The sequence below is a fragment of the Rhodococcus sp. P4_F3_2 genome (genome assembly GCF_056401335.1).
The window spans coordinates 1-19,727 of sequence record NZ_JBFUJN010000053.1 but is presented as its reverse complement, the minus strand read 5'-3'; the positions used below and the strand labels follow the sequence as shown (position 1 = coordinate 19,727).

The 19,727-nt window shown below is 61.4% G+C and carries 20 protein-coding genes; 17 read left to right on the top strand and 3 right to left on the bottom strand.

Going from position 1 to position 19,727, the window contains the following annotated elements; translation table 11 throughout:
* Positions 1–96: 96 nt before the first annotated feature.
* Positions 97–900, bottom strand: a complete 804-nt coding sequence (locus AC1DWA_RS30830) for a phosphoadenosine phosphosulfate reductase domain-containing protein (RefSeq protein ID WP_477848123.1) — start codon at positions 898–900, stop codon at positions 97–99.
* A gap of 69 nt (positions 901–969) precedes the next feature.
* Between AC1DWA_RS30830 and AC1DWA_RS30825 the strand changes: the two genes are divergently transcribed.
* The 5 genes from AC1DWA_RS30825 to AC1DWA_RS30805 all read left to right on the top strand — a co-directional run bounded on the left by AC1DWA_RS30825 (position 970) and on the right by AC1DWA_RS30805 (position 4,238).
* Positions 970–1,623, top strand: a complete 654-nt coding sequence (locus tag AC1DWA_RS30825; RefSeq protein WP_477848121.1) for a hypothetical protein — start codon at positions 970–972, stop codon at positions 1,621–1,623.
* 112 nt (positions 1,624–1,735) lie between these two features.
* A complete protein-coding gene (locus AC1DWA_RS30820) occupies positions 1,736–2,182 on the top strand; it encodes a hypothetical protein (protein ID WP_477848119.1) in 447 nt (148 codons plus the stop codon).
* Positions 2,179–3,018 carry an RAMP superfamily CRISPR-associated protein gene (locus AC1DWA_RS30815; RefSeq protein WP_477848118.1) on the top strand — a complete coding sequence of 280 codons (840 nt, stop codon included), beginning with the start codon at positions 2,179–2,181 and terminating at the stop codon, positions 3,016–3,018. Before AC1DWA_RS30820 ends, AC1DWA_RS30815 begins: the two co-directional genes overlap by 4 nt.
* Positions 3,015–3,776 carry a hypothetical protein gene (locus AC1DWA_RS30810; protein WP_477848116.1) on the top strand — a complete coding sequence of 254 codons (762 nt, stop codon included), beginning with the start codon at positions 3,015–3,017 and terminating at the stop codon, positions 3,774–3,776. The genes AC1DWA_RS30815 and AC1DWA_RS30810 overlap by 4 nt, the downstream gene beginning before the upstream one ends.
* Before the next feature lie 72 nt (positions 3,777–3,848).
* A complete protein-coding gene (locus AC1DWA_RS30805) occupies positions 3,849–4,238 on the top strand; it encodes a hypothetical protein (RefSeq protein ID WP_477848114.1) in 390 nt (129 codons plus the stop codon).
* 231 nt (positions 4,239–4,469) lie between these two features.
* On the opposite strand, the gene AC1DWA_RS30800 is transcribed toward AC1DWA_RS30805, so the two are convergent.
* On the bottom strand, positions 4,470–4,832 hold the full coding sequence (locus AC1DWA_RS30800; RefSeq protein ID WP_477848112.1) for a DMT family transporter: 363 nt from the start codon (positions 4,830–4,832) through the stop codon (positions 4,470–4,472).
* A gap of 43 nt (positions 4,833–4,875) precedes the next feature.
* On the opposite strand from AC1DWA_RS30800, the gene AC1DWA_RS30795 reads away from it, so the two are divergent.
* Together AC1DWA_RS30795 and AC1DWA_RS30790 are read left to right on the top strand one after the other, a co-directional pair.
* The gene (locus AC1DWA_RS30795) at positions 4,876–5,415 is read left to right on the top strand and encodes a TetR/AcrR family transcriptional regulator (protein ID WP_477848110.1); all 540 of its coding nucleotides are present in this window, start codon (positions 4,876–4,878) and stop codon (positions 5,413–5,415) included.
* Positions 5,408–5,857, top strand: a complete 450-nt coding sequence (locus AC1DWA_RS30790) for a DUF5360 family protein (RefSeq protein ID WP_477848108.1) — start codon at positions 5,408–5,410, stop codon at positions 5,855–5,857. Before AC1DWA_RS30795 ends, AC1DWA_RS30790 begins: the two co-directional genes overlap by 8 nt.
* A 36-nt stretch (positions 5,858–5,893) precedes the next feature.
* Here the strand turns inward: AC1DWA_RS30790 and AC1DWA_RS30785 are convergent, their stop codons facing one another.
* On the bottom strand, positions 5,894–6,058 hold the full coding sequence (locus AC1DWA_RS30785) for a hypothetical protein (protein ID WP_477848106.1): 165 nt from the start codon (positions 6,056–6,058) through the stop codon (positions 5,894–5,896).
* Between the two features lie 141 nt (positions 6,059–6,199).
* Between AC1DWA_RS30785 and AC1DWA_RS30780 the strand changes: the two genes are divergently transcribed.
* The 10 genes from AC1DWA_RS30780 to AC1DWA_RS30735 all read left to right on the top strand — a co-directional run bounded on the left by AC1DWA_RS30780 (position 6,200) and on the right by AC1DWA_RS30735 (position 19,373).
* The gene (locus AC1DWA_RS30780) at positions 6,200–6,616 is read left to right on the top strand and encodes a MarR family winged helix-turn-helix transcriptional regulator (RefSeq protein ID WP_477848104.1); all 417 of its coding nucleotides are present in this window, start codon (positions 6,200–6,202) and stop codon (positions 6,614–6,616) included.
* Between the two features lie 52 nt (positions 6,617–6,668).
* Positions 6,669–7,268 carry a DUF998 domain-containing protein gene (locus AC1DWA_RS30775; protein WP_477848102.1) on the top strand — a complete coding sequence of 200 codons (600 nt, stop codon included), beginning with the start codon at positions 6,669–6,671 and terminating at the stop codon, positions 7,266–7,268.
* Between the two features lie 1,223 nt (positions 7,269–8,491).
* The gene (locus tag AC1DWA_RS30770) at positions 8,492–8,842 is read left to right on the top strand and encodes a class-II aminoacyl-tRNA synthetase family protein (RefSeq protein ID WP_477848100.1); all 351 of its coding nucleotides are present in this window, start codon (positions 8,492–8,494) and stop codon (positions 8,840–8,842) included.
* A complete protein-coding gene (locus AC1DWA_RS30765; RefSeq protein ID WP_477848099.1) occupies positions 8,835–9,095 on the top strand; it encodes a hypothetical protein in 261 nt (86 codons plus the stop codon). Before AC1DWA_RS30770 ends, AC1DWA_RS30765 begins: the two co-directional genes overlap by 8 nt.
* A 31-nt stretch (positions 9,096–9,126) precedes the next feature.
* Positions 9,127–10,584 (top strand): MATE family efflux transporter, encoded by a 1,458-nt coding sequence (locus AC1DWA_RS30760; RefSeq protein WP_477848097.1) that lies wholly within the window; start codon positions 9,127–9,129, stop codon positions 10,582–10,584.
* An 80-nt stretch (positions 10,585–10,664) separates the two neighbouring features.
* A complete protein-coding gene (locus AC1DWA_RS30755) occupies positions 10,665–11,786 on the top strand; it encodes an ATP-grasp domain-containing protein (RefSeq protein ID WP_477848095.1) in 1,122 nt (373 codons plus the stop codon).
* A gap of 4 nt (positions 11,787–11,790) precedes the next feature.
* The gene (locus AC1DWA_RS30750) at positions 11,791–13,056 is read left to right on the top strand and encodes an aspartate aminotransferase family protein (RefSeq protein WP_477848093.1); all 1,266 of its coding nucleotides are present in this window, start codon (positions 11,791–11,793) and stop codon (positions 13,054–13,056) included.
* Positions 13,056–16,835 carry a non-ribosomal peptide synthetase gene (locus tag AC1DWA_RS30745; protein WP_477848091.1) on the top strand — a complete coding sequence of 1,260 codons (3,780 nt, stop codon included), beginning with the start codon at positions 13,056–13,058 and terminating at the stop codon, positions 16,833–16,835. Before AC1DWA_RS30750 ends, AC1DWA_RS30745 begins: the two co-directional genes overlap by 1 nt.
* Positions 16,832–17,821: a hypothetical protein gene (locus AC1DWA_RS30740; RefSeq protein ID WP_477848089.1), complete on the top strand. Its 990-nt coding sequence runs from the start codon at positions 16,832–16,834 to the stop codon at positions 17,819–17,821. Before AC1DWA_RS30745 ends, AC1DWA_RS30740 begins: the two co-directional genes overlap by 4 nt.
* 1,111 nt (positions 17,822–18,932) lie before the next feature.
* The gene (locus tag AC1DWA_RS30735; RefSeq protein ID WP_477848087.1) at positions 18,933–19,373 is read left to right on the top strand and encodes a hypothetical protein; all 441 of its coding nucleotides are present in this window, start codon (positions 18,933–18,935) and stop codon (positions 19,371–19,373) included.
* Positions 19,374–19,727: the final 354 nt, after the last annotated feature.

The following is a 19,727-nucleotide window of genomic DNA, read 5'->3' as shown; positions in this document are numbered from 1 at the left end:
GCAAAGTTCGAACTTGTGTTCGAGTGGTCTGTGTGTGGGAAGTTCGCGCGAATTCAGGAAAGCGGGGTTGGGTTGGGCTGCGGATCCAATTGCTTGTCAGGTCATCTGCCGGATGCGGGGCAATGCGTGGGCGAGTTGTTCGAACAGTGCCGGCCAGCCGCGCCGCAGCCAGGTCAGTCGGCCTCGTTCGAGGTGGTTGCCGTCGATGATGTGTGAGATCCGTTGGTGCTGTTCGGGAACGCCCAGAGCGACGAGCTTGTCATAGACGGGGTTGACCGGAAGATCATGTCGCCGGATGTAGGACCAGACCTCTGAGGTGCTCCAATTCCAGATCGGCCCGTACGCGACGGTTCCGTCGACGCGTTCGATGATTCCGTCACGCTGGCCACCTCGTGTGTACATCGCACGTCTGCCGGCGGATTCGTCCGCCCGCACACCCCACAGCTCACCGGGACCGAGCAGCTCGTGCGCTCGCCGCGCCGGGCCGCTGATCAACACTTCGTGCAGATCCGGCAACGCGCCGCCGCGGCTGCTGGCGCGGTGGTCCCACAGACCGGAGGCAGCGAGAACATCGAGGAGCGGCGGCTCGGCCGGGATCCGGTGCAGATCCAGCGACCACTCGTGGGCGAGTTCGCGGATGTAGTCGTAGGTTTCGGGGTATTCGAGACCGCTGTCGAAGAACACCACCGGAACGTCGGGCTCGACTCGGCGGACCAGGTCGAGGACGACGAGGGAATCCTTGCCGCCGGAGAACGCGAGATATCCGTCGTGGCGGCGCAGGTGCTCGCCGATCCGATCCCCGATCACGGTCAGTGCGACTGCGTCGGTGCGAGTGGTGGGAGGGCGCAGTGCCTGCAGCGCTGCCAGGTCGAGGCCGGGATCATCGCCGCGAAAGGTCACCGGACCACAATAGAACCGCCCGCCCCACCCACCCGGCCCGCAGCCGGTCCTTTCATACATCGGATACCCATGACCGCTCTCGACGTCACCGCCGCCGCGTACACGGCCGCGGTCGGGCGCCTGTACTCGCCGCACCGGTCCGCCGGCGGGTGTGCGCGCTGCGCCGGAAGCACCGAGACGATGACCCCGACCGGGCAGGTGGTCTCACGCAGGTTCACCGGCTACGAAACCTGGACGAACCTCTCCAGCCGGGTCCTGTGCGAGGTCTGCGTGTGGGCGTACCGGCACCTGCCACTGCGCAGCTGCGCGCACATCATCACCGCAGACCCGCCCACCATGCTCGAAGCCAACCCCACACAGCTGCAGAAGGTCCTGTCGCAGTCGCTACCGGCCGGAATCGCGGTCACCGTCCCCGCGCCGCTGTGTCGCAAACACCTCCTCCCGGATGCCCGCTGGGGGCAGATCAACGTCGACGGGGTGAACATCACCTGGCGCACCGATGACGCACAACGCCTGGCGGTGATGTCCGCACTGCGAGAGTTGGGGTTCACCGAACGGGATCTCCGGGCGCCGGCACCGCCGCACCGAGTGCTCCGCACCCTCGAACACCGGCTGTGGGCTCAGATCCTCGACGACTGGCAGACGTTGGCCCCGTGGCGCCGCGCCTCATCGTGGTGGATCACTGCGGCCCGAGCCAGCGAACCCGACCACAGGCGGACATGAACGACAATGGGATGGCCTGGTCGAGAACGATCCGGGCGAAACAGGGGGAGGGCACTGCTCAGTGAACGGCCGAAACGTAGGTGCGAGAACCAGACACAGCGGAGACAACTCGATGACCACCACAGCGCCGTCGGCGGCGACGGAGCGGTGGCTGGCCGCGGCGCCATTTCTACCCCGGCCCCTCGACCCTGATGCCGCGATCGCCGATCGTCTGATCTTGTTGCTGCACTACGGTGTCGATCGCTCGGAGCACAACTGGCTCTCCACTCGAAGTGGCGACTACTACTGGAATCAGTATCTGCCCGAACGGATCCAAGACGCTGCCTACACCAGCGGAGGGAACCTGAACCGGTGGTGGACGAAGGTATCCGGGCATCTGGGATCCACACCCAGGACTCGGGCGCAGGAAATCGAGTTGGCTGTCCTGCTCGCCACCGAACATCCGAAACGTGTCTTGCAGGCGATGCGCGATCAAACCGCCGCCCTGACCTTGCGGACGAAGATCATCACCGACGCTGTCCGCGCCGATCGCACACCCGCCGACGAGGTCGATCGGTGAGCATCAGCCGCGTCTGGGAAATCGAGATGGTTGCCCGATCACCGATCTCTCACCAGGGCGAAACCATCGGCGGCACTGCACTGTTTCGGCGCATGAAGATCATCCAGCCCGACGGATCGATCGAACTGGTACCGGTGGTGTCCGGGAATTCGTTCCGCGGGGTGCTGCGCCGCATCGGGGAAGAAATGCTGCGCGATGTCCTCCGCTACGACAACCAACTTCCATTGCCCGTCGCGCACACCCTCCGCAACGGAGGCTCGATCGTGAAAACCAAAGCCGAACCCGTCACCGGCCGACGACTCAACGAGCTACGCGAGCTGGTTCCCCTGATCAGTGTCTTCGGCGGCGCGGTCGGAGCCGCCCCGATCAGCGGCTGCCTACGCGTGGGGCATGTGGTTCCGATCGTCACCGAAGCCGCACCGGTGCTGCGCTTCGACTACGAAGGCCCGTTGCCGAGCAGCTTCGACGTCGAAGCCCGCGAAAGCTACAGCCACCTCGACGACGTGAGCACCGCCCGCGACAACCCCACACCGTCGACAGGAAACGCTACGTCGCCGTTGATGCGCTACGACATCGAAACCCTCTCCCCGGGAACCAGGTTCGAATCCTGGGTCCAACTCGACCGGGGCAGCGCACTCGACGAAGCATTCACCGCCGACGTCCTCACAGAATTCACCCACCGAGGGTGGCTCGGCGGTAGATCGGCGATCGGCCACGGCCAAGTCGGCGCCGCCATCACCCCCGACCCCGCTGACAGCATCGACCTCGACTGGCGCGCCATTGTCGCCGCCCGCCGACAAGAAGCGCTCGACGCGTTGATCTCGCTACCGGCATGAGCAGCGCCCGCCCGAATACGGCGATGCAGCCGATGCTGGTGCGCGCCCGACTCGGCTCCGGAGTCGGCCATGCACCGCCGTGGGGCATCAGCCTCGACGGATTGCTCGCCTCGCAGATCCGCGAGAACGAGAAAGCCGCTGCACGAGAATCCGGAACCGATTACATCCCTTACGATTCCGAGGCATCGCCGCGAGATCTCGACCTCCCACTTGTCCGGTGCACGCTCTCCGGAGGCGATGGTTGGCATTGGGCAGCGACCTTCGCGTGGCCCGAAGGCGAAATTCCGGGCCCGCACGTCCAGTACTGGAGCGCCCGCCCCGACCAACACGCCCTCGCACAGATCTCCGAGACTCTTCCCGCGCACCTCTCCCCGCGCCAGGGCCGATACCGTGCCGCGGTCATGCCGCTACCGCTCACGGTCGCCCGAGCCCTGACCTGGCGCGCCGTCGGCGACCCCGACGAGGTCGCTGCCTTGCTCGTAGACATCACCACGATCGGGAAGAAACGCGCTGCCGGCAACGGCATGATCCTCGATTGGACTGTCACCGCAGACCCGGACGCTGACAGCTGGGAGTACTCGCATATGCACCCCGACGGGCGGCTCGGACGCACCGCTCCCGCAGCGTGCCTCGAACACCGCCCCGAGGTGGCCACGGGTGGTGCGGCGGTGATGGGTGTGCGCCCGCCGTACATGCATCGCGCCAGGCGTGCGGAAGTTTTCCTGCCCGGCACTGACCATTCCTCGGATGCAGGGTGAAGGCTGTTGATGTCGAAAGAATTGTGTGCGGGCGTATAAGTTGGTCGTCCGGCCCGGATCTAGGATTCAGGTATGGGCAGGCATTCGTCGGGTGAGTCGCCAGACCTGTCGGTAAAGCTGCTCATCGCGACACCCCTGTGTCTGATCCTCGGGGCATTCGCCATCTGGATGGGCCTCGTGACAATCCACGAGCCTGCGACGTGCGACCTCAAGACCATGACGACGTCGGACGTGTGCCAAGTGGGTTCGAAGCTTGTCGAGGAGCTGATCGTCGATGGGGTGTCGAACCCGCCCGCAGGCAAGTACCGCTACCTCGCTCAACAGGAGGCGTACAACCGTATCGCTGCGCCCACCTCCGTACTGTTCGGTGTGGTGTTCACCGCCGGGTCCGTGTGGCTCGGCGTGCTGCAAGCGCGCGGACTACGAGCACGACGAGAGGTACGCCGACAGCAACGTAATTGAACGTAACTTCGCGAACCACCAAGGCATCAGCGACGAACGCAACGAACGCGTAACTCACAAGTGCAGTCACGCACTACGGGTCACCGCAGCCTACGAGAACATCCCACCGACGAACTCCACCACCCACTCCGCGACCTTCTTGCCCGCCCGACGCAGACGCCCCGGATGTTCTTTACTCACTTATCCCCTCCTCTGTCCACGATGGTATTCGCCCCTCGGTACCTGAGATCCTCACTCCGCCCTGCCGCCTAGCTCAATCAGTGCGACCCCGCCAGCGATGAGGACGAGCCCCACGATCATCATCCAGGTCAGCCGTTCGCCGAAGATCGCCCATCCCAGAAGCGCTGTTAGGGCGACCCCGGCTCCCGCCCACGTCGCATAGGCAGCGCCGACCGGCATGCCGAGCCTGAGCACCTGAGCCAGGAGAGCGAACGCGCCGAGGTAGCCAATCGCCACGGGGGTCACCCAAGGCCACCGGGTGAACCCCTCCGATGCCTTGAGCGACAGAGTGCCCATGACCTCCAGCAAGATCGCCCCACCGAGCATCAACCAAGCCTGCATTCCTGCTGCCTCCGTCCAGCTCCCCCAATGCACGCACGATAGTTTTACTGTACCGCACATGCGGTACAGTAAAACTATGCACAAGCAGACGCCCGCCGTGCGCAACGGCATCCTCGAAGCCGCCGCGACGGCATTGCTGCGGGACGGGGTCGAGGCATTCACGATCAACCGCGTCGCACAAGAGGCCGGCCTCAGCGTCGGCGGTCTCCGATACCACTTCGCGTCCAAGCAGGACTTGCTCGAGGCGCTCGTTGAGCACGGGGTCGTCGGCTTCGGCGACGCCCTGGACGGGGCCGGTCATGAGCCAGGAGCCAAGACCCGCGCCTACATCGCAGCGGCGCTGCCCGGCCACGACTCCGGGCAAATCGCGGCCGCACTGGTCGCCGCGGTCGCTGTCGACTCAGGCATGCTGGCGATCCTCCGTAGCCACTTCGCCCGTTGGCAATCGATGCTCGACGCAGACGGTATCGACCCGGTCACCGCCACGCTGATCAGGCTCGCCATGGACGGGTGGTGGCTCGCAGCGTTCGCCGATCTCGCACAGCCCGAGCACCGAACTGGATCACTGCTCCGCGCCAGGCTTGAAGCGCTCTTGGACGAGGCGATCAATGTCTGAGCATCGGAACAGCGAACGGCTGACGCGTCGACTGAAGACGATCATGCTCTGGACCGATCTAGGCTTCCTCGCATACTGGATCGCCACGGCCGCCGGGATCGTGTCCGTCGGCGGTGGAGCCGTTATGCAGGACTGGAACTGGTCGTTCCTCGGCCTGGACCTTTTCGCGATCTCCACCGGCCTGGCCAGCATCCTCCTGGCCCGAATGGGGCATCCGGCCGGGCGCGGCCTGATGTTGGTCTCGCTCGCTCTGACTTCGGCCGCCGGGCTGATGGCCGTGAACTTCTGGGTGATTCGGGGCGAGTTCGATCCGGCCTGGTGGGCCCCCAACCTCTGGCTCTTCCTGTTCCCCGCGATCGCGCTGGCCCTTCTGCTCCGCTCGAGCACAGCGGGCGGGGCGGGGATTCCCGACCCTCATCGGCCGGAGCAGCCGCCACGCTGACGGTGATGCATCTTCTTCCTCACGCAGGCGTGACTTTCACCCGCCACGCGCATCCACACCTCGACGCGACAGGGTTCGTGTCAGCGATCCGGCCCTGACCAGCGCATTCAGAATGGTCCGCAGGCACCCACCGATGTCCGCATCCGATGCGCCTGCTGTATCCGCGTTAGCCCAGCTCGCGATCTCATCGATCGCCCTCATCGATCGCCCTCGTCGGCGCCGTCGCGGTACACGTCGACCCCTGGGAGCTGTATTTTCCTGGGGTTGCCCTGGCGGTGGCCCGAACCAGTCAGGCCAAATCCAGAGTTGCACCAAGTAACTTAGGAGCCTAAGTTGCTCGGTATGGATCTGGCTTACGAACTCCACGACTTGGTGCTCACTCTCGACCGCCAGGCGGACAGGATGCTCGGGGAGCACAGTTTGACCTACAACCGGTACGTCGCTCTCGTCATCGTCAGTGAACATCCAGGACTCACCGGGCGCCAGCTCGCCACCGCACTCCGGATCAGCGAACCGTCGACGAGCGTCATCATCAAGCGCCTGATCACCGAGGGGCTGATCGTCGACGTCGCCCCCACTGGAGCCGGCCACGTGCGTCGCCTTGAGATAACACCGGCCGGGCGGACGCTGAAGGAAACGGCAACCGCGTCACTGGGAGGATCCCTCGACCAGAGCGCCGCGGCCGTCGGGATAGACCCGAACCAGCTGGCGCGCACCATTCGAGCCCTCCACGCCCAGATCAAGGAACAAGCCGGGTAGCGCCGGCCCACTTGCAAAAGACCTGCACTACTCCCTCAACCCAGGAGCATCCGTGATCACCACTCCTATGATCGTCGCCCTGATCTTGGCCGCCACTCGTCTCGCGCTATTCCTGACGCTGCACATCGTCGGCCGAGCCCACTACTCGCCCGTCAAACACGCCGTGAGCGACTACGCTGTCGGACCTACCCGAAGACTCGCCTCCGCGATGAACGCCGTGACTGCGGCCCTGTTCGCAACTCTCGCCGCGGCGGTGTGGTGGGGTTACCCGAACTGGACCTCCCACACATCGACCAGCATCTACCTGCTCGTACTGTCCGTGATCTTCCTCGTCCTGCCGGCGTTGCCGACCGATCTGGAAGGCGAAAAGGCCACGCTGATCGGGCGGGCCCACATGGTGGCCGCCATTGCATGGTTCGCTCTGAGTTACACCCTCACCGGGCGCTTCGCCCAACTCGTCGCGGACTCCGGCAACGCTCTGTCCGGCGCCCTGCGTGCCCTCAACATCATCGCGATGGTCTCGCTCATCGCGCTGGTCATCGCGCTTCTTCCCAAGCTTCGAGCACGGTTCTTCGGCATCACCGAACGCGTCTTCCTCGTCGCGGTATCGCTCTTCTTCCTGGTACTCCCGATCGCACTGCTCGTGCAGTGAATTGAGAGATAAGGCGGATTACGTCCACACCCGAACCTCGCGGGGGAGTGGGCGCCGGCCTTAGGAACAGCTACAACACACACGGCGTCCACGCCCGTAAGGTGAACTGAACCGAGAAATACCGACTTCCAGCCTGTTTCGACCATCAGAAAATGTCCTCCCATGAAGCCGGGCACCGGCCCCATACCCGTCCTCACCGTCAATGCTGCCCTGCCGCCGATCGGGGGGCGACCTCGCCGACGAAGCAGCGTTGGTGGCGGTGGTTCTTGTCGTCGTCGCGTGCTGTGGTGTGTTGTACGGACTCGCTGCGATGGCTGAGGCCGCGCTGGCCCGCAGGTCCGGTCGGATGCCACGAATTTCACCCAGCGCCAGCGGACTTCGGCTCCGTCACTTGCTGGTCTCGTTATCGTCGTTGTTTTTCGCTTCATTCCTGGCTCATCTCCGATATCTGAGGTGGCGGACCACAATGGCTTTCTATGCAGCGCTCCTGATAGATCGCCGTCCTCGCCGGCGCCGGGCTCTGGATCGCCGCCGACGGGATTCGTGACAACGTCGCCCGAAGATCCCAGACCGGCTTTCAATCGCCAGCGAGCCGTCGTGCCGCCGCAGCCGGAGGAAACTTCGCCGGATTCACCAGTGGTTCCGGCTCATCCGATTGCGGATCTTCCGGCGGCGACGGCGGGGTAGGCGGTGCTGACCTGCACCGGTGCAAAATGCCACGCCCACATGTGCCGACATACGGGTGATCGAGCAGCCGCCGAGCACCACATCAGCGACCCTGGAACAAAGCCGCCGCTCTCCGCGGCACGCCTCGACGCACTCTTTCGCAACGTGCGACGATCAGACGGCAATCGGTACACCCGCGCAGATCTCCCAGCGTGCAGCCAAGAACGGCTATCCCGTCAGCGCCACCTTCATCTCTCACCTTCGGACAAGGCGTGCAACGTGCCCAAGCTTGGGCGTAATCGCTGGTATCGCCGCGGCATTCGGCGTCGACATTCGCCTCTTTCTCACAGATGTGTTCTTGTGCGGTGGTTGCCGAGACGTTCACACACTGGGACGTCTTTTGCGAGTACCGAGCAGCAGCGGGTACAGGCCTTGGACGGTGAAAAGCGCGAGAAGTGTGACCCGGCTCGGCAATCACCTTTCCCGGCGCGCAGCGTGAACGCACACAATTGGTGTGCATAGGTGGCTCCGAGCAGGTGCAGACATCGTTCGACACTATGTTGAAGGCATACACGAGCCTGTTCACGTCGTTAAATATTCCCTACGAGATCGTGAGCGCCTCAGATCCGTTCTTCGGTGAGGATCCTTCCATTGCCAGAGGCGCGCAACGGGTGGGCGGCAGCAAATTCGAGGTGCGCATCCCGCTTCCCTCTGGAAGTCTGTCGGTCGGAAGCGTCAATGCGCACGGCACGACATTCGCGGAGGCGTTCGACCTGAGCGCGCTCGGCGTCGAAGCGACGTGTTGTTCGGGCATCGGGGTCGAGCGGCTGACCTATGCGCTGCTGTCTTACGACCTCATCCCTGACCACCGTACGCATTCAAACGCGATTGGATCTGTCCATGAGTAGCGGAACTACCCTCGATAATGTGGTTGCTGTCCTTCTCGAGCAGTTGGCCACCGCGCGGTCGCTGGAGTCGGACGCGTCACCTGCGGACATCCTTCAGAATTCGCTCGACCAAATGCGGTTTCTGGTGGGGTTGGAAGAGCGGTTGGATGTCGCGCTTGATATCGGAGACGAACTCCCTTTCAATCTCGATGACCGCCCCGCTCTCATTGCGAGCGTGCGTGAGCTGCTGATCAATTCCGGGGTCGCTGTATGAGAAGAATAGTGCTCGGTTGATGATGACTTCGGTGCGCCGGCTATTCGATCCGACGACGGCACGTGAGGTCATCGCGGTGTCAGCGCCGCTGATGTTCGGCATGGTGGGCAATCTCGTGCTGATGTTGGTCGACCGCATCTCGCTTGCGCGTTACTCGCCGGAGACTTTGGCTGCGTCGGGGCCAGCAATCTTCACTGCGACCACTGTGATCATGGTGACCACGGGCGCAGTCGGTATCACTCGCTCTTACGTAGCACAAGCTCGCGGCCGTGGTGACAACAACGATGCTCTTGAAGAAGGGGCTCTCGGTGTCGTTTTCGCGGTATTGCTGTCGCTGGTGCTCCTGGCCATCACGCCGCTATTGATTCGGGTTCCTGAGTTCAGTACGCAGCCCGAGACGATCAAGAATTTGGAATCGCAATTCCTGGGTCTGTCCACCTTCTACGGCGCTGTGATGACCACCAATATGGCGTTGTCGTCCTACTTCAACGGCATGGGCCGTACTCGCGTACCCCTTGTGGTCGGACTCGTTGGGCAAGCAGTTGGTCTGGTGATGATCTTCGGGCTCGTGTTCGGGCATTTTGGGCTTCCCGAGCTCGGAATGCGCGGTTCTGCATTGGGCACGCTGTTTGCGGTCGCAGTGATGTTCGTCGGGTATTGCATTGCGCTGCCGCAAGGCTTCGTCGGCGTGCTGGGCCGGGTGCTGGGATCGGGAATGGCACGGCTCGGATCGTCGCTTTGGCTTCGTGTGCGGCGCGGCGCGCCGGCAGGTGGATCTTTGGGCTTAGAAGAACTGGGACAGACGTCCTTCGTGTGGATAATCGGACTGTTCGGTGCCTCAGCACTCGCCGCGAACAACGTGGCGCTCTCCCTGAACTACGCGGCAGTGATTCCCCTTATCGGACTCGGGTTGGGCTGCAACATCCTGTGCGGAAACGCCATCGGCGCACAGCAATTCGCACGTGTCGGGCACATCATGCGGGTCACAATCGCGGTGTGCGGCTGCTATGTCGTAGTTATCGCGTTCTTTCAAATCGCGACCCCGACATTGATGCTTGCACCGTTTGGATTGGCCGAAGCCGGACAGGAAGACTTTTCCATCGCCATCGACACCTCCCGCGTGTTGTGGACGTACGCTGCGGCATTCATGTTCTCGATGGTCGCATCATCGGTCTTGGAAAGTTTCGGTCTCGCTCGTTTCGGGTTCGCGGTCAGGATCGTTCTCATGTGGTGCCTGTGTATCCCGATTATCGTCACGATTGCTGCCACGCACCGCGAGCAGGCACACCTAGTGCCCGCGATGTGGCTGATCTTCTCCTTTTTCGAGGCGCTCATGGCAGGTGTGTGTCTATGGCGAATCAAAAAGGCCATCGCACGAAGCGAAAACCAATTGCTCGGCGGGCGCAATTCCGCGCCCCCGCCAACCATGTCGCACCCCGCGGGATGGGCAGATCCGACCACGACGAAGAAGGGCGCTACTAGAACGTGAAAGTATTGATCCTCGGTCACCGAGATAATTGTGCTGACTACCTCCACTACGCTGAACAGCACGGACATACCGTTCACTTCATGACCCCACCGGCACTGTCGGCGGACCGGGCCGGCTGGCAGGCGCAGGTCGACTCCGCAGCGAGATCCGAGATCGAAGAGCTGGACAGCTTTGATGACGTCCTCTCGTTTCACGACAGCTACCAAATTCAACTCGATCTGTTGCGTGCGGGACTCGGCATGCCGAGCCGAGACATCGACACTCTCTTGTGTCTGTCCGATAAGACACGATTCAAAGCACACCCGAGCATTCGAGAACACATAACGCGCCACGTAGAGCTTTCGCCATCCTTGAAGGCACCGGAAGCATTGAAGATTGTCACCGACAGCGAGTTGTCGTTTCCGATGGTGTTGAAGCCGTCGAACGGCTTCTACAGCGCTGGGGTAGTAAAGATCGACAGCCCAGACGAGTTCGCGAAGGCATTCGTGCAGACAAAACGCGTTTGCACAGTGCTGAGAAAGAACTCGGGGGCGTCAACGATGCTTGCCGAGGAGTACCTGGACGGCAAAGAGTACGCGATCGACGGGTTCGTCAGTGACGGAAAAGTGCTGCCACTTCAGGTACATCGAAAGCTGCCGCCACTTGTAGGGCCACTGTTCCACGAGATCGCCTACCTGACCGAACGGTACGACTCCGATAGTGGCACACAGTTCACCGAGATGCTCGACACTGTCGTGCACGGAGTGGGTCTGAACAATTCGCCCTTTCACGCCGAGTTCCGCTTCGATGCACAAGGCACGCTCCGCGTACTGGAGCTCGCTCCGCGGCTGTGCGGAGGAGGCACCACCACCTATCAGCAACTACAAATATGCAGCGGACTAGACGCCTACAGCATGCTCCACGCACTGGGCCGCTCCCCGCTTCAACCGCAGCCCACCGCGAACCGGGTCGCACTGGAGTTCGACGCCCCAATCACTGAAAGTGGCTTCTTGCGCAATACTGCGCGCGCGGTAGGTGTCTGCGAAAACAACAATGTGACCACCGCATTACTGCACAAGCACGACGGCGACTACGTGCTGGCTCCGCCACTGAATTTCGAAACCGTTCTCACGGCCTACTTCGCCCGCGATACCCGCGCCGAAGCTGAGGAACTGCTCGACCTGTTAATGGCCGAGTGCCGAATTGAAACCGCGAAGGAATAGGTTTATGCGCACTGAAATTGCACGCGCCCTCAAGGCAATCCCCGGCGGAGCCAGCTCACCGCTGCGCGCCGGCCGCAGCGTCAGCACTGCGCCACTGGTTGTGGCCGAAGCACACGGCCAATACCTTCACGACGTCGACGGCTCGCGCTATGTCGACTTCATGTACGGGTTCGGACCGCTTATTCTCGGCCATGCACCAACAACCGTGAGTGCGGCGATCGCCAAGCAGGCAGCCGATGGCACCTTGTTCGGCACCTACTGCCCGCAAGAAGTGGAACTCGCTGAGCGGATTGCCGCGACCGCCGACCACCTCGAACAGGTACGGTTCGTGTGCAGCGGCACCGAGGCTGTGATGTCGGCGCTGCGCCTAGCGCGCGCCTTTACTGGTCGAAGTCGGATCGTCCGATTCACCGGCGGCTACCACGGCCACTTCGACCTGGTGCAGAACAAGAAGGAAGACCAGATGCGACGCGCGGGCCTCGACCCGGCCGCTATGAGCTCAAATCTGATCGCCAACTACAACGACATCGACAGCGTGAGAAAGCTCTTCGCCGACAACCCTGGCGAGATCGCCGCCGTCGTTATCGAACCAATTGCATGCAACATGTCTCTCGTATTGCCGCAGGGGACCTTCCTCGCAGAGCTCCGTGAAATCTGTGACCGCGAAGGTGCATTGCTGATCTTCGACGAGGTGATCACCGGGTTCCGGTTGACCTACGGCCCAGCCAGCAACCTGCTCGGAGTAGCCCCAGACTTGACCACTTTCGGCAAAATCATTGGCGGCGGTACTCCGGTCGGCGCATTCGGTGGACGAGCTGACGTCATGAAGCTCCTCGACGAGGAACAAGTCCTGCAAGGCGGGACGTTGTCCGGCAACCCTCTGACGATGGCGGCCGGCCTCGCCACTCTCGATGAAGTCGCCGAGTCCGGCTTCTACGAGGAACTCGAACGCAAGGGCGCTCTGCTTGAGGCGGCCATCGAGCGCCATCGAACCGAAAACGGCCTCGACTTCGTGTTTGCGCGGATCGGAAGCATCTTCGCGTTCATCTTCCTGCCAGCTGGCTCGACCATCGCAAACAAACAAGACGTGGCCCAACAGCAGCGTGCGCCATTTACCGCACTGTATTCCGGAATGCGCGGCGCCGGTTACCATCTCGCGCCCGACATTGAAGAACCGATGTACATCAGCGCGGCAACGACCGACGAGACACTCGAGGACTTCGCTGCCCACGTCTGTGCCGTCCTCGCGGAAGCCGATGCTGGCCGCTGATGACCGCCACACACGGTGCGCTGCCCCTGCAGCCCGCTCAGGAGGAGCAGCTGCCGCTGTTGCCAGCGCAAGAAGGGGTGCTGTTCACTGAGAGGCTCGCCGGTCAGATCGGTACCCATAATGTGGCACTCGCACTTCGATTCCGCGGCCCCCTGGTTCCCGACGTCGTTGCCTCTGCACTCGATGCGGTCGTAGAACGGCACGAGGCATTGCGCATGCACTTCATTGATACGGAGGGAGGCCCGCGTCAATCGGTCGGCCGCGCACACTTGCGGATGGACAACGAGGACTTCCATACGGTCGATGATGTCGCCGCGCAACGGGTGGTCGCCGAGTACGCACAGGCCGCACAGAAAAGGCCTTTCGACCTGGCCAGTGCACCRCTCGCACGTGCCAGTTTGTTGCGCTTTGGAAGCGAGCATCACGTGTTGATTCTCGTCGCTCACCACACTGCAGTCGACGGAAGCTCGATGGAAATTCTCGCCGATGAGCTCGCTACACTATGCAGAGCCATGTCTATGGGGCGACCTGATCCGCTGTCACCGCTGACGACGCGCTACTCGGATTTCGTCGCCGCCAGCGAGCCACACCGCCATACGAGCCGACTGGAGAACTATTGGCGCACCGAACTCTCCGGGGCGCCGGCCACAGTCGACCTGCCGCGTGCGCGGACAGGTTCCGACAGCCAACGGGTCGCCGCGACCCACCAACGAGTCATCCCCTCACGAACAGTTGCGCGCCTGCGGAATCTATCGGATCCAGGATCGCTGTTCGCAGCGCTGGCCGCCGGCGCGTTCGCGCTCGTCGCTCAGTACACCGGCGGCGACGATATCGTGCTCGGCGCACCTATGTCCGGCAGGATCGACCCCGGCTCTGACAGCGTTGTAGGACTAACTGTGAACGTCATGCCGTTGCGAGTTCGGCTTCCGAATGTCGACATCGCCTCATTCTCGGAAATTCTTCGACAGGTTCAGGTGAAGACGCTCAATGCGCTTCGTTTCCAAGGTGTTTCATTTGGCCGACTTGTTCAAGTAGTGAATCCACAGCGGGTGGCGGGACGTCAACCGGTGTTCCAGATTGCCCTCAATCATGGAGTGGAACCGTCTATAACCGCGGCCGATCACGACCTGATAGTTGGACGAATTCCAGTGCCCAACGCGACTGCTGCGTTCGAGCTGATGCTGACGTTCGTTGAGCGAGGCGATAGCGTCGTAGTCTACTGCGAATACGACCTCGACAGATTTGATGTAGGCACGATCGAGTCGCTCGCCGATCATCTGGTGCGGCTACTGGGTGAAGCGTCCGCACGGCCGCACGATCCGTTGGCGACGCTCGATCTGGTCGGTCCCGAGGAACGTGCACTGGTTATCGAAGACTGGAATCGCACAGAAGCAACGATTCCCGACGCCACTATCGTGGAGTTGTTCGACCGCCAGGTTCACAAGAGCGGCGGTCAAGTCGCAGTACGTTGGGCCGATACTTCGATTACTTATGGGGAACTGAACGACCGAGCGAATACCGTCGCCACCTCACTCGCTGCACGCGGTGTGGGGAGCGGCGAGGTTGTCGGAATAGCACTGCCCAGAAGCATCGAGATGATTGTCGCGGTCATGGCGGTGCTGAAGACAGGCGGCGCGTATCTGCCACTCGACCCGTCGTACCCGAGTGATCGCCTTGCGTTCATGGTTGCCGATGCTCGTCCAGCAATAGTAATTACCAACTCGTCCACGACTATGCGTCACGACGCACGAACATTGCTGATCGACGCGGTTGAACACGCTGTCACCACATTTTCGCCACCGCCGTTGCGCCCGTCCTCGCCGGCGTACGTGATCTACGCATCCGGGTCAACGGGCCGACCCAAAGGGGTTGTTGTCACTCATCGAAACGTGGCTAACTTAGCGGTATGGGCCGCCGCCAACTTCGGCGATGGCCTTAGCCGGGTGCTTGCTTCGACCTCACTTAATTTCGACGTCTCGGTATTCGAAATCTTCGGACCACTGCTGGCGGGTGGCTCGATCGAGATCGTTCGCGATCTCCTCGAAATCTCGGAACGGGGGGGCTGGTCGGGCACGCTGATCTGCGGCGTGCCGTCAGTACTGGCGCACCTCATCGCCGACGGTCAGGCTCGGCTTCGAGCGGACTACCTCGTTGTGGCAGGTGAGCAACTGACCGAAGCGGTAGCCGCCAAACTTCGCACAGCAGTACCGGGGGCAAGGCTGGTTAATGCCTACGGCCCCACCGAGGCGACGGTGTACGCATGCTGCTCGGACACCAGCGACGCCATCGGCGTCGGAGCCCCGTCTATCGGCCGGCCGATACGCAACACCCAGCTCTATGTCCTCAACAGCCGTATGCGGCCTGTGCCAGTCGGAGTGCCCGGGGACCTGTATATCGGTGGGGCCGGACTCACCCTCGGGTACCTACGCCGTGACGAACTGACCGCAGAACGTTTCACCGACAGCAAGTTCGGACGGATTTATCGCACGGGCGATATCACCCGGTGGCGGCCAGACGGGCAGATGGAGTACCTGGGCCGTTCGGATGGCCAGATCAAGCTGCGCGGATTTCGAATAGAAACCGGCGAAATAGAAACCGTGCTCCACGAGCAACCAGGCGTCACCCAGGCGGTCGTCGTGATGCGGACCGACGGCGGGTCCGACGGTATGCTTGTCGGCTACGTCACTCCCGCTACCGTCGATCCAACAGCAGTTAGGCGCGGCGCTGCGCAGATATTGCCCAGCTATATGGTCCCGACCTTCATCGTCGCGATCGAGTCATTTCCGCTGTCGCCGACCGGCAAGCTCGACCGAGACGCCCTTCCAGCTCCACCAGCATCCTCCACCGGCGGTCGCTCACCGAGCACCCCGACCGAGCAGACTGTGGCAGCAGTATTTGCATCCGCTCTCGAACTTTCTGCGATCGCCGCAGCGGACAGCTTCTTCGACCTCGGCGGGCACTCCCTGATGGCGATCACAGTCATCGAACAAATCCGGAAGCTACTAGACACCCCGGTCACCGTGCGCGACTTACTCGAGGCTGCGACGGTGGAATCCCTGGCGCAACGTATCGACAGCGGCGTGATCGACCGCAGCAAAGACTTTGCGGTTCTGCTGCCATTGCGGCCTAGCGGACATGCACCGCCCTTGTTTTGCGTGCACCCAGGTTTCGGGCTGAGCTGGGCATATGCAGCGATCCTTGGCCATCTGAGTCCAGAGCAACCCCTCTATGGGCTACAAGCCCGGGGTATCGGTAACGAATCCTCACTGCCGCAGACGTTTTCGGAGTTGGTCGACGACTATCTCGAGCAGATACTTGCGATCCATCCGCACGGTCCATACCGCTTGCTTGGGTGGTCGTTCGGTGGTCTCGTCGCGTATGAGATCGCGATTCGGCTGCAGAATGCCGGGGAACAAGTCGACCTACTTGCACTTCTTGACACCGTGCTGCTTGACGACAGCGTCGAGGTCGATTCGAATCAAGAACGCCGCGAGATTGCTGCGGTGGCCCAGATTGTGCCCGACCAAGACCGTTTGATCAGCGTAGTGCGAAATCTCATGCGCCTGCGTCATCAGTTCACGCCCAGACGATTTGTMGGCGATGTGTTGGTATTCACGGCCGAGCTCGAACCAGAAAGTAACGCAGACCTCGCAGAAACGTGGCGCCCCCATATCGAGGGCAACATCATCAAACACCCGATTGTGTGCGAGCACCTGGAGATGATGACCGCAGCTCCGGCCGCGCAGATCGGCACCATCCTTCGGAAGTACACGACATGAACCAGATCTTGGAGACGTACCCAGAAACAGCCGTCAATTGCTTGACCGGCTGCTACGCCGCTCTTACCACCGCTCTCGGCCATCCCACCGCCGAACAGCTGATCTTCGAACAGGGCGGCGGCTACCTGTTCCAGGCCGGTCTCGATGAGGCGGGTTATCCGGAATACATCTTTCCAGTCGAAGAGGCAGGCGCACTCGGCATGCGTTCGTGTGGCTTCGCGGTGAGCATTACACCCATCGACAACAGCAACATCGCAGTGCAGCTACAAGAATTGCTCACCGAGCACCCCGGCGTAATTGTGTGGGTCAATACCGCGCACCTTGCGTACGCCGAGACTTACGCCGATTCTGCTGGGTACTTGCACGCTGTCCTCATCGAATCAATCGCTTCCGACCACAGTTTCGTCACTGTCCTAGATACTCTTGTGGTCGGCGCAAAGCCTTTCAGCTGCCGCGCAACCCTGTCGCTTAAGGCATTCACTTTGGCCGTGTCCGACCGCATCCACAGCGAAACTCACGACGGGATGGGCATTTATTACACGGCTACTCAAGCGGATGAAACCGATCGCACGCAACTAGACACCCAAGCACAGCGATTCTTCAAAGAAGACCGCTTCAGACTTGCTATTCCCCGTTACAGGCAGCTGTGCACGGAGTGCTTCGAATCATCGAAAGAACGTGCCGCCATTGGTGCCCGGCGACTGTTTCACCACGCAACCGCCCTATACGCAGTGCCCAGTCTGACGTTGATGGGAAAATCGTTGCGTGACGCAAGAGCCAGTGCCGATACGCTGGCACTTCATGACACCGTACTGCGCCACTGGCGGGCGATGGGGGTCCTCGCGTTGCGCTACGAAGCCACCTTCGCTCCTTCAGTTCTCTCGCGCATATCCCAGCGATTCACCGACATCGACGAGGTAACCACCAATTTGTGGGCAGCAATACGCGACGACCCATGGACAAAACCACGTCATTTCGCCGAGTAGACCATGTCAAACCGCAGACTTGAACTTCAATATTGGAAATGGCGGTACCGGTTTACCATTCGGCAACGCCGTGAACTGCGTGAGAAGCTTCTCGAACTCGGACGTCCGTGTGCCGCCTGGACTCCGCGTTCGGTCATCCGGGATGCTCATTGGGCTCAACCGTTGCTCGTCGGCGATGTGGGGTACCACGAAAAGGTGCCATTATTCATACAGATGCAACATGACTGTCGACCTGTGGCCACTGTTTTCCCAGGAAACGGCGCAATGAGGAATCGGATCGACCATGCGCCATCAGCTTGTTGATGCGCCGCCACGTCTAGCCGCATCAATGTTGCAGCGGATGCAACACGCAGTCGGGCGGCGTCGGAATACTTAGCCGAGATCTCCCCGACTGGCGGCGACTCCCGCAAGCCGATTCCAACCTTCGCGCTTCATACGACATATCCCTACCGCTCCCCGCCGACCCCAGCCTCGATCTCCGGTTGACCAACCTGCAGCTATTTCGTACTGGGCTCGCATTCCATGTCGTAGCGCACGTACCCATTCCCGAGGAGATGCCCTCCCTCGCCCAGCCGAGTAACGAACAGGTGAATTTCGGATCCCGGATCACACCCGGTGAACCGCACAGAATTCGACTCATTGTCGACACCATCACCGGGCCGATTCTCGCGAACTCGACCCACCCGGGTGACTACCCCGACGACCCGAATGAGCCTTGGTTAGTGTTGTGTTTCAACATATTTCGTTGTGTGCGTTGTGTGGAATCATTTCGATGTTGAAAGCGCGGTGCGCTTTTGGAAACGTCGAATGCTGTTACATCATGGTGGGGTTATGTCGGGTTCGGTCGTGGCTGTGGTTGTGGTTGTGGTTGTGGGTTTAGTTCGTGGGAGTGTTGTTTGAGCGCATGTGTGGATTTTTTGGAGATGGTGAGCAGTCGCATTCGCTGGCGCCGTGGGGTGGTTGAAAGACGGTGGAACGTCTCCGGGTAACCGAGTTGTTCGAATACGTCTTGTTCGATCGCTGTGATCTGGATAGCTGTGACTCCGTTAACGACTATCAGTGTGGAGACTATGACCCCGGGAAGCGCTGCTATGTAGAACAAACCAGGTAGGTGAAACAGCGGGAACTGGAGAATCCCAAGCACGAAGAGCCCGACGTACCCGATGGTCATTTTCATGGTGGCCCAGGGGGAAATAGGTATGTGTTTGTCGAGTGCCACTGCCTTGGCGAAGTGGTGGGACTTGCGGCGCAGTGCGGACTGCAGGTGTTCGTCGACGGTTCCGCTGATCGCCGTGTTGCATTCTTCGATCTGTCTGTTCCAGTGTTTTCGGGCGCTGAGGCGGTCGATGAGACCGTTGCCGACGAAGAGTGTGGCTATCGAGATGCAGAGCGTGATGATGAAGGTAACGGGCGGGTTCATATCGGTAAGTTGCTCGTTGTCGAATGGCTGCCGCATACCTGCTCGGTTCGGTGGCGTGGGGAAGTGGTTGCGCGCCGGCGCGTGCTGGTGGGTGGGGCTGTTTCGTGCCCGAAAATCACTGTTTTTGAATGATGTTGTGTGCCAATTGGTTTCGTTATCGGGTTGGTGTGGAATAGGTTTGGTAGGTTACGCACGGCGGCGTTTCGGGTGGTATCGAATTATGTTGGGGGAGTGGAATTTACGCTGTTATTGGTTTTATGTTTGTTTTGCGGTTTGGTGGGTGGGGGTGTATGATTGGGAGCATGATGTTAATGAGGCAGTGGACGCGAGACGGGGCGCTTGTCGTGACCCTTCCCCCTCCCCAGCCTCGTTCGGGTGTCGGGTACCGGTTCAGACGTTGCGATGAATTCGACTGGTGAGAAACAAGATTCGGAATTCAGAGGAGCGAAGCGACTCGATCGACGGCAACGGCACTCGACCCACTGC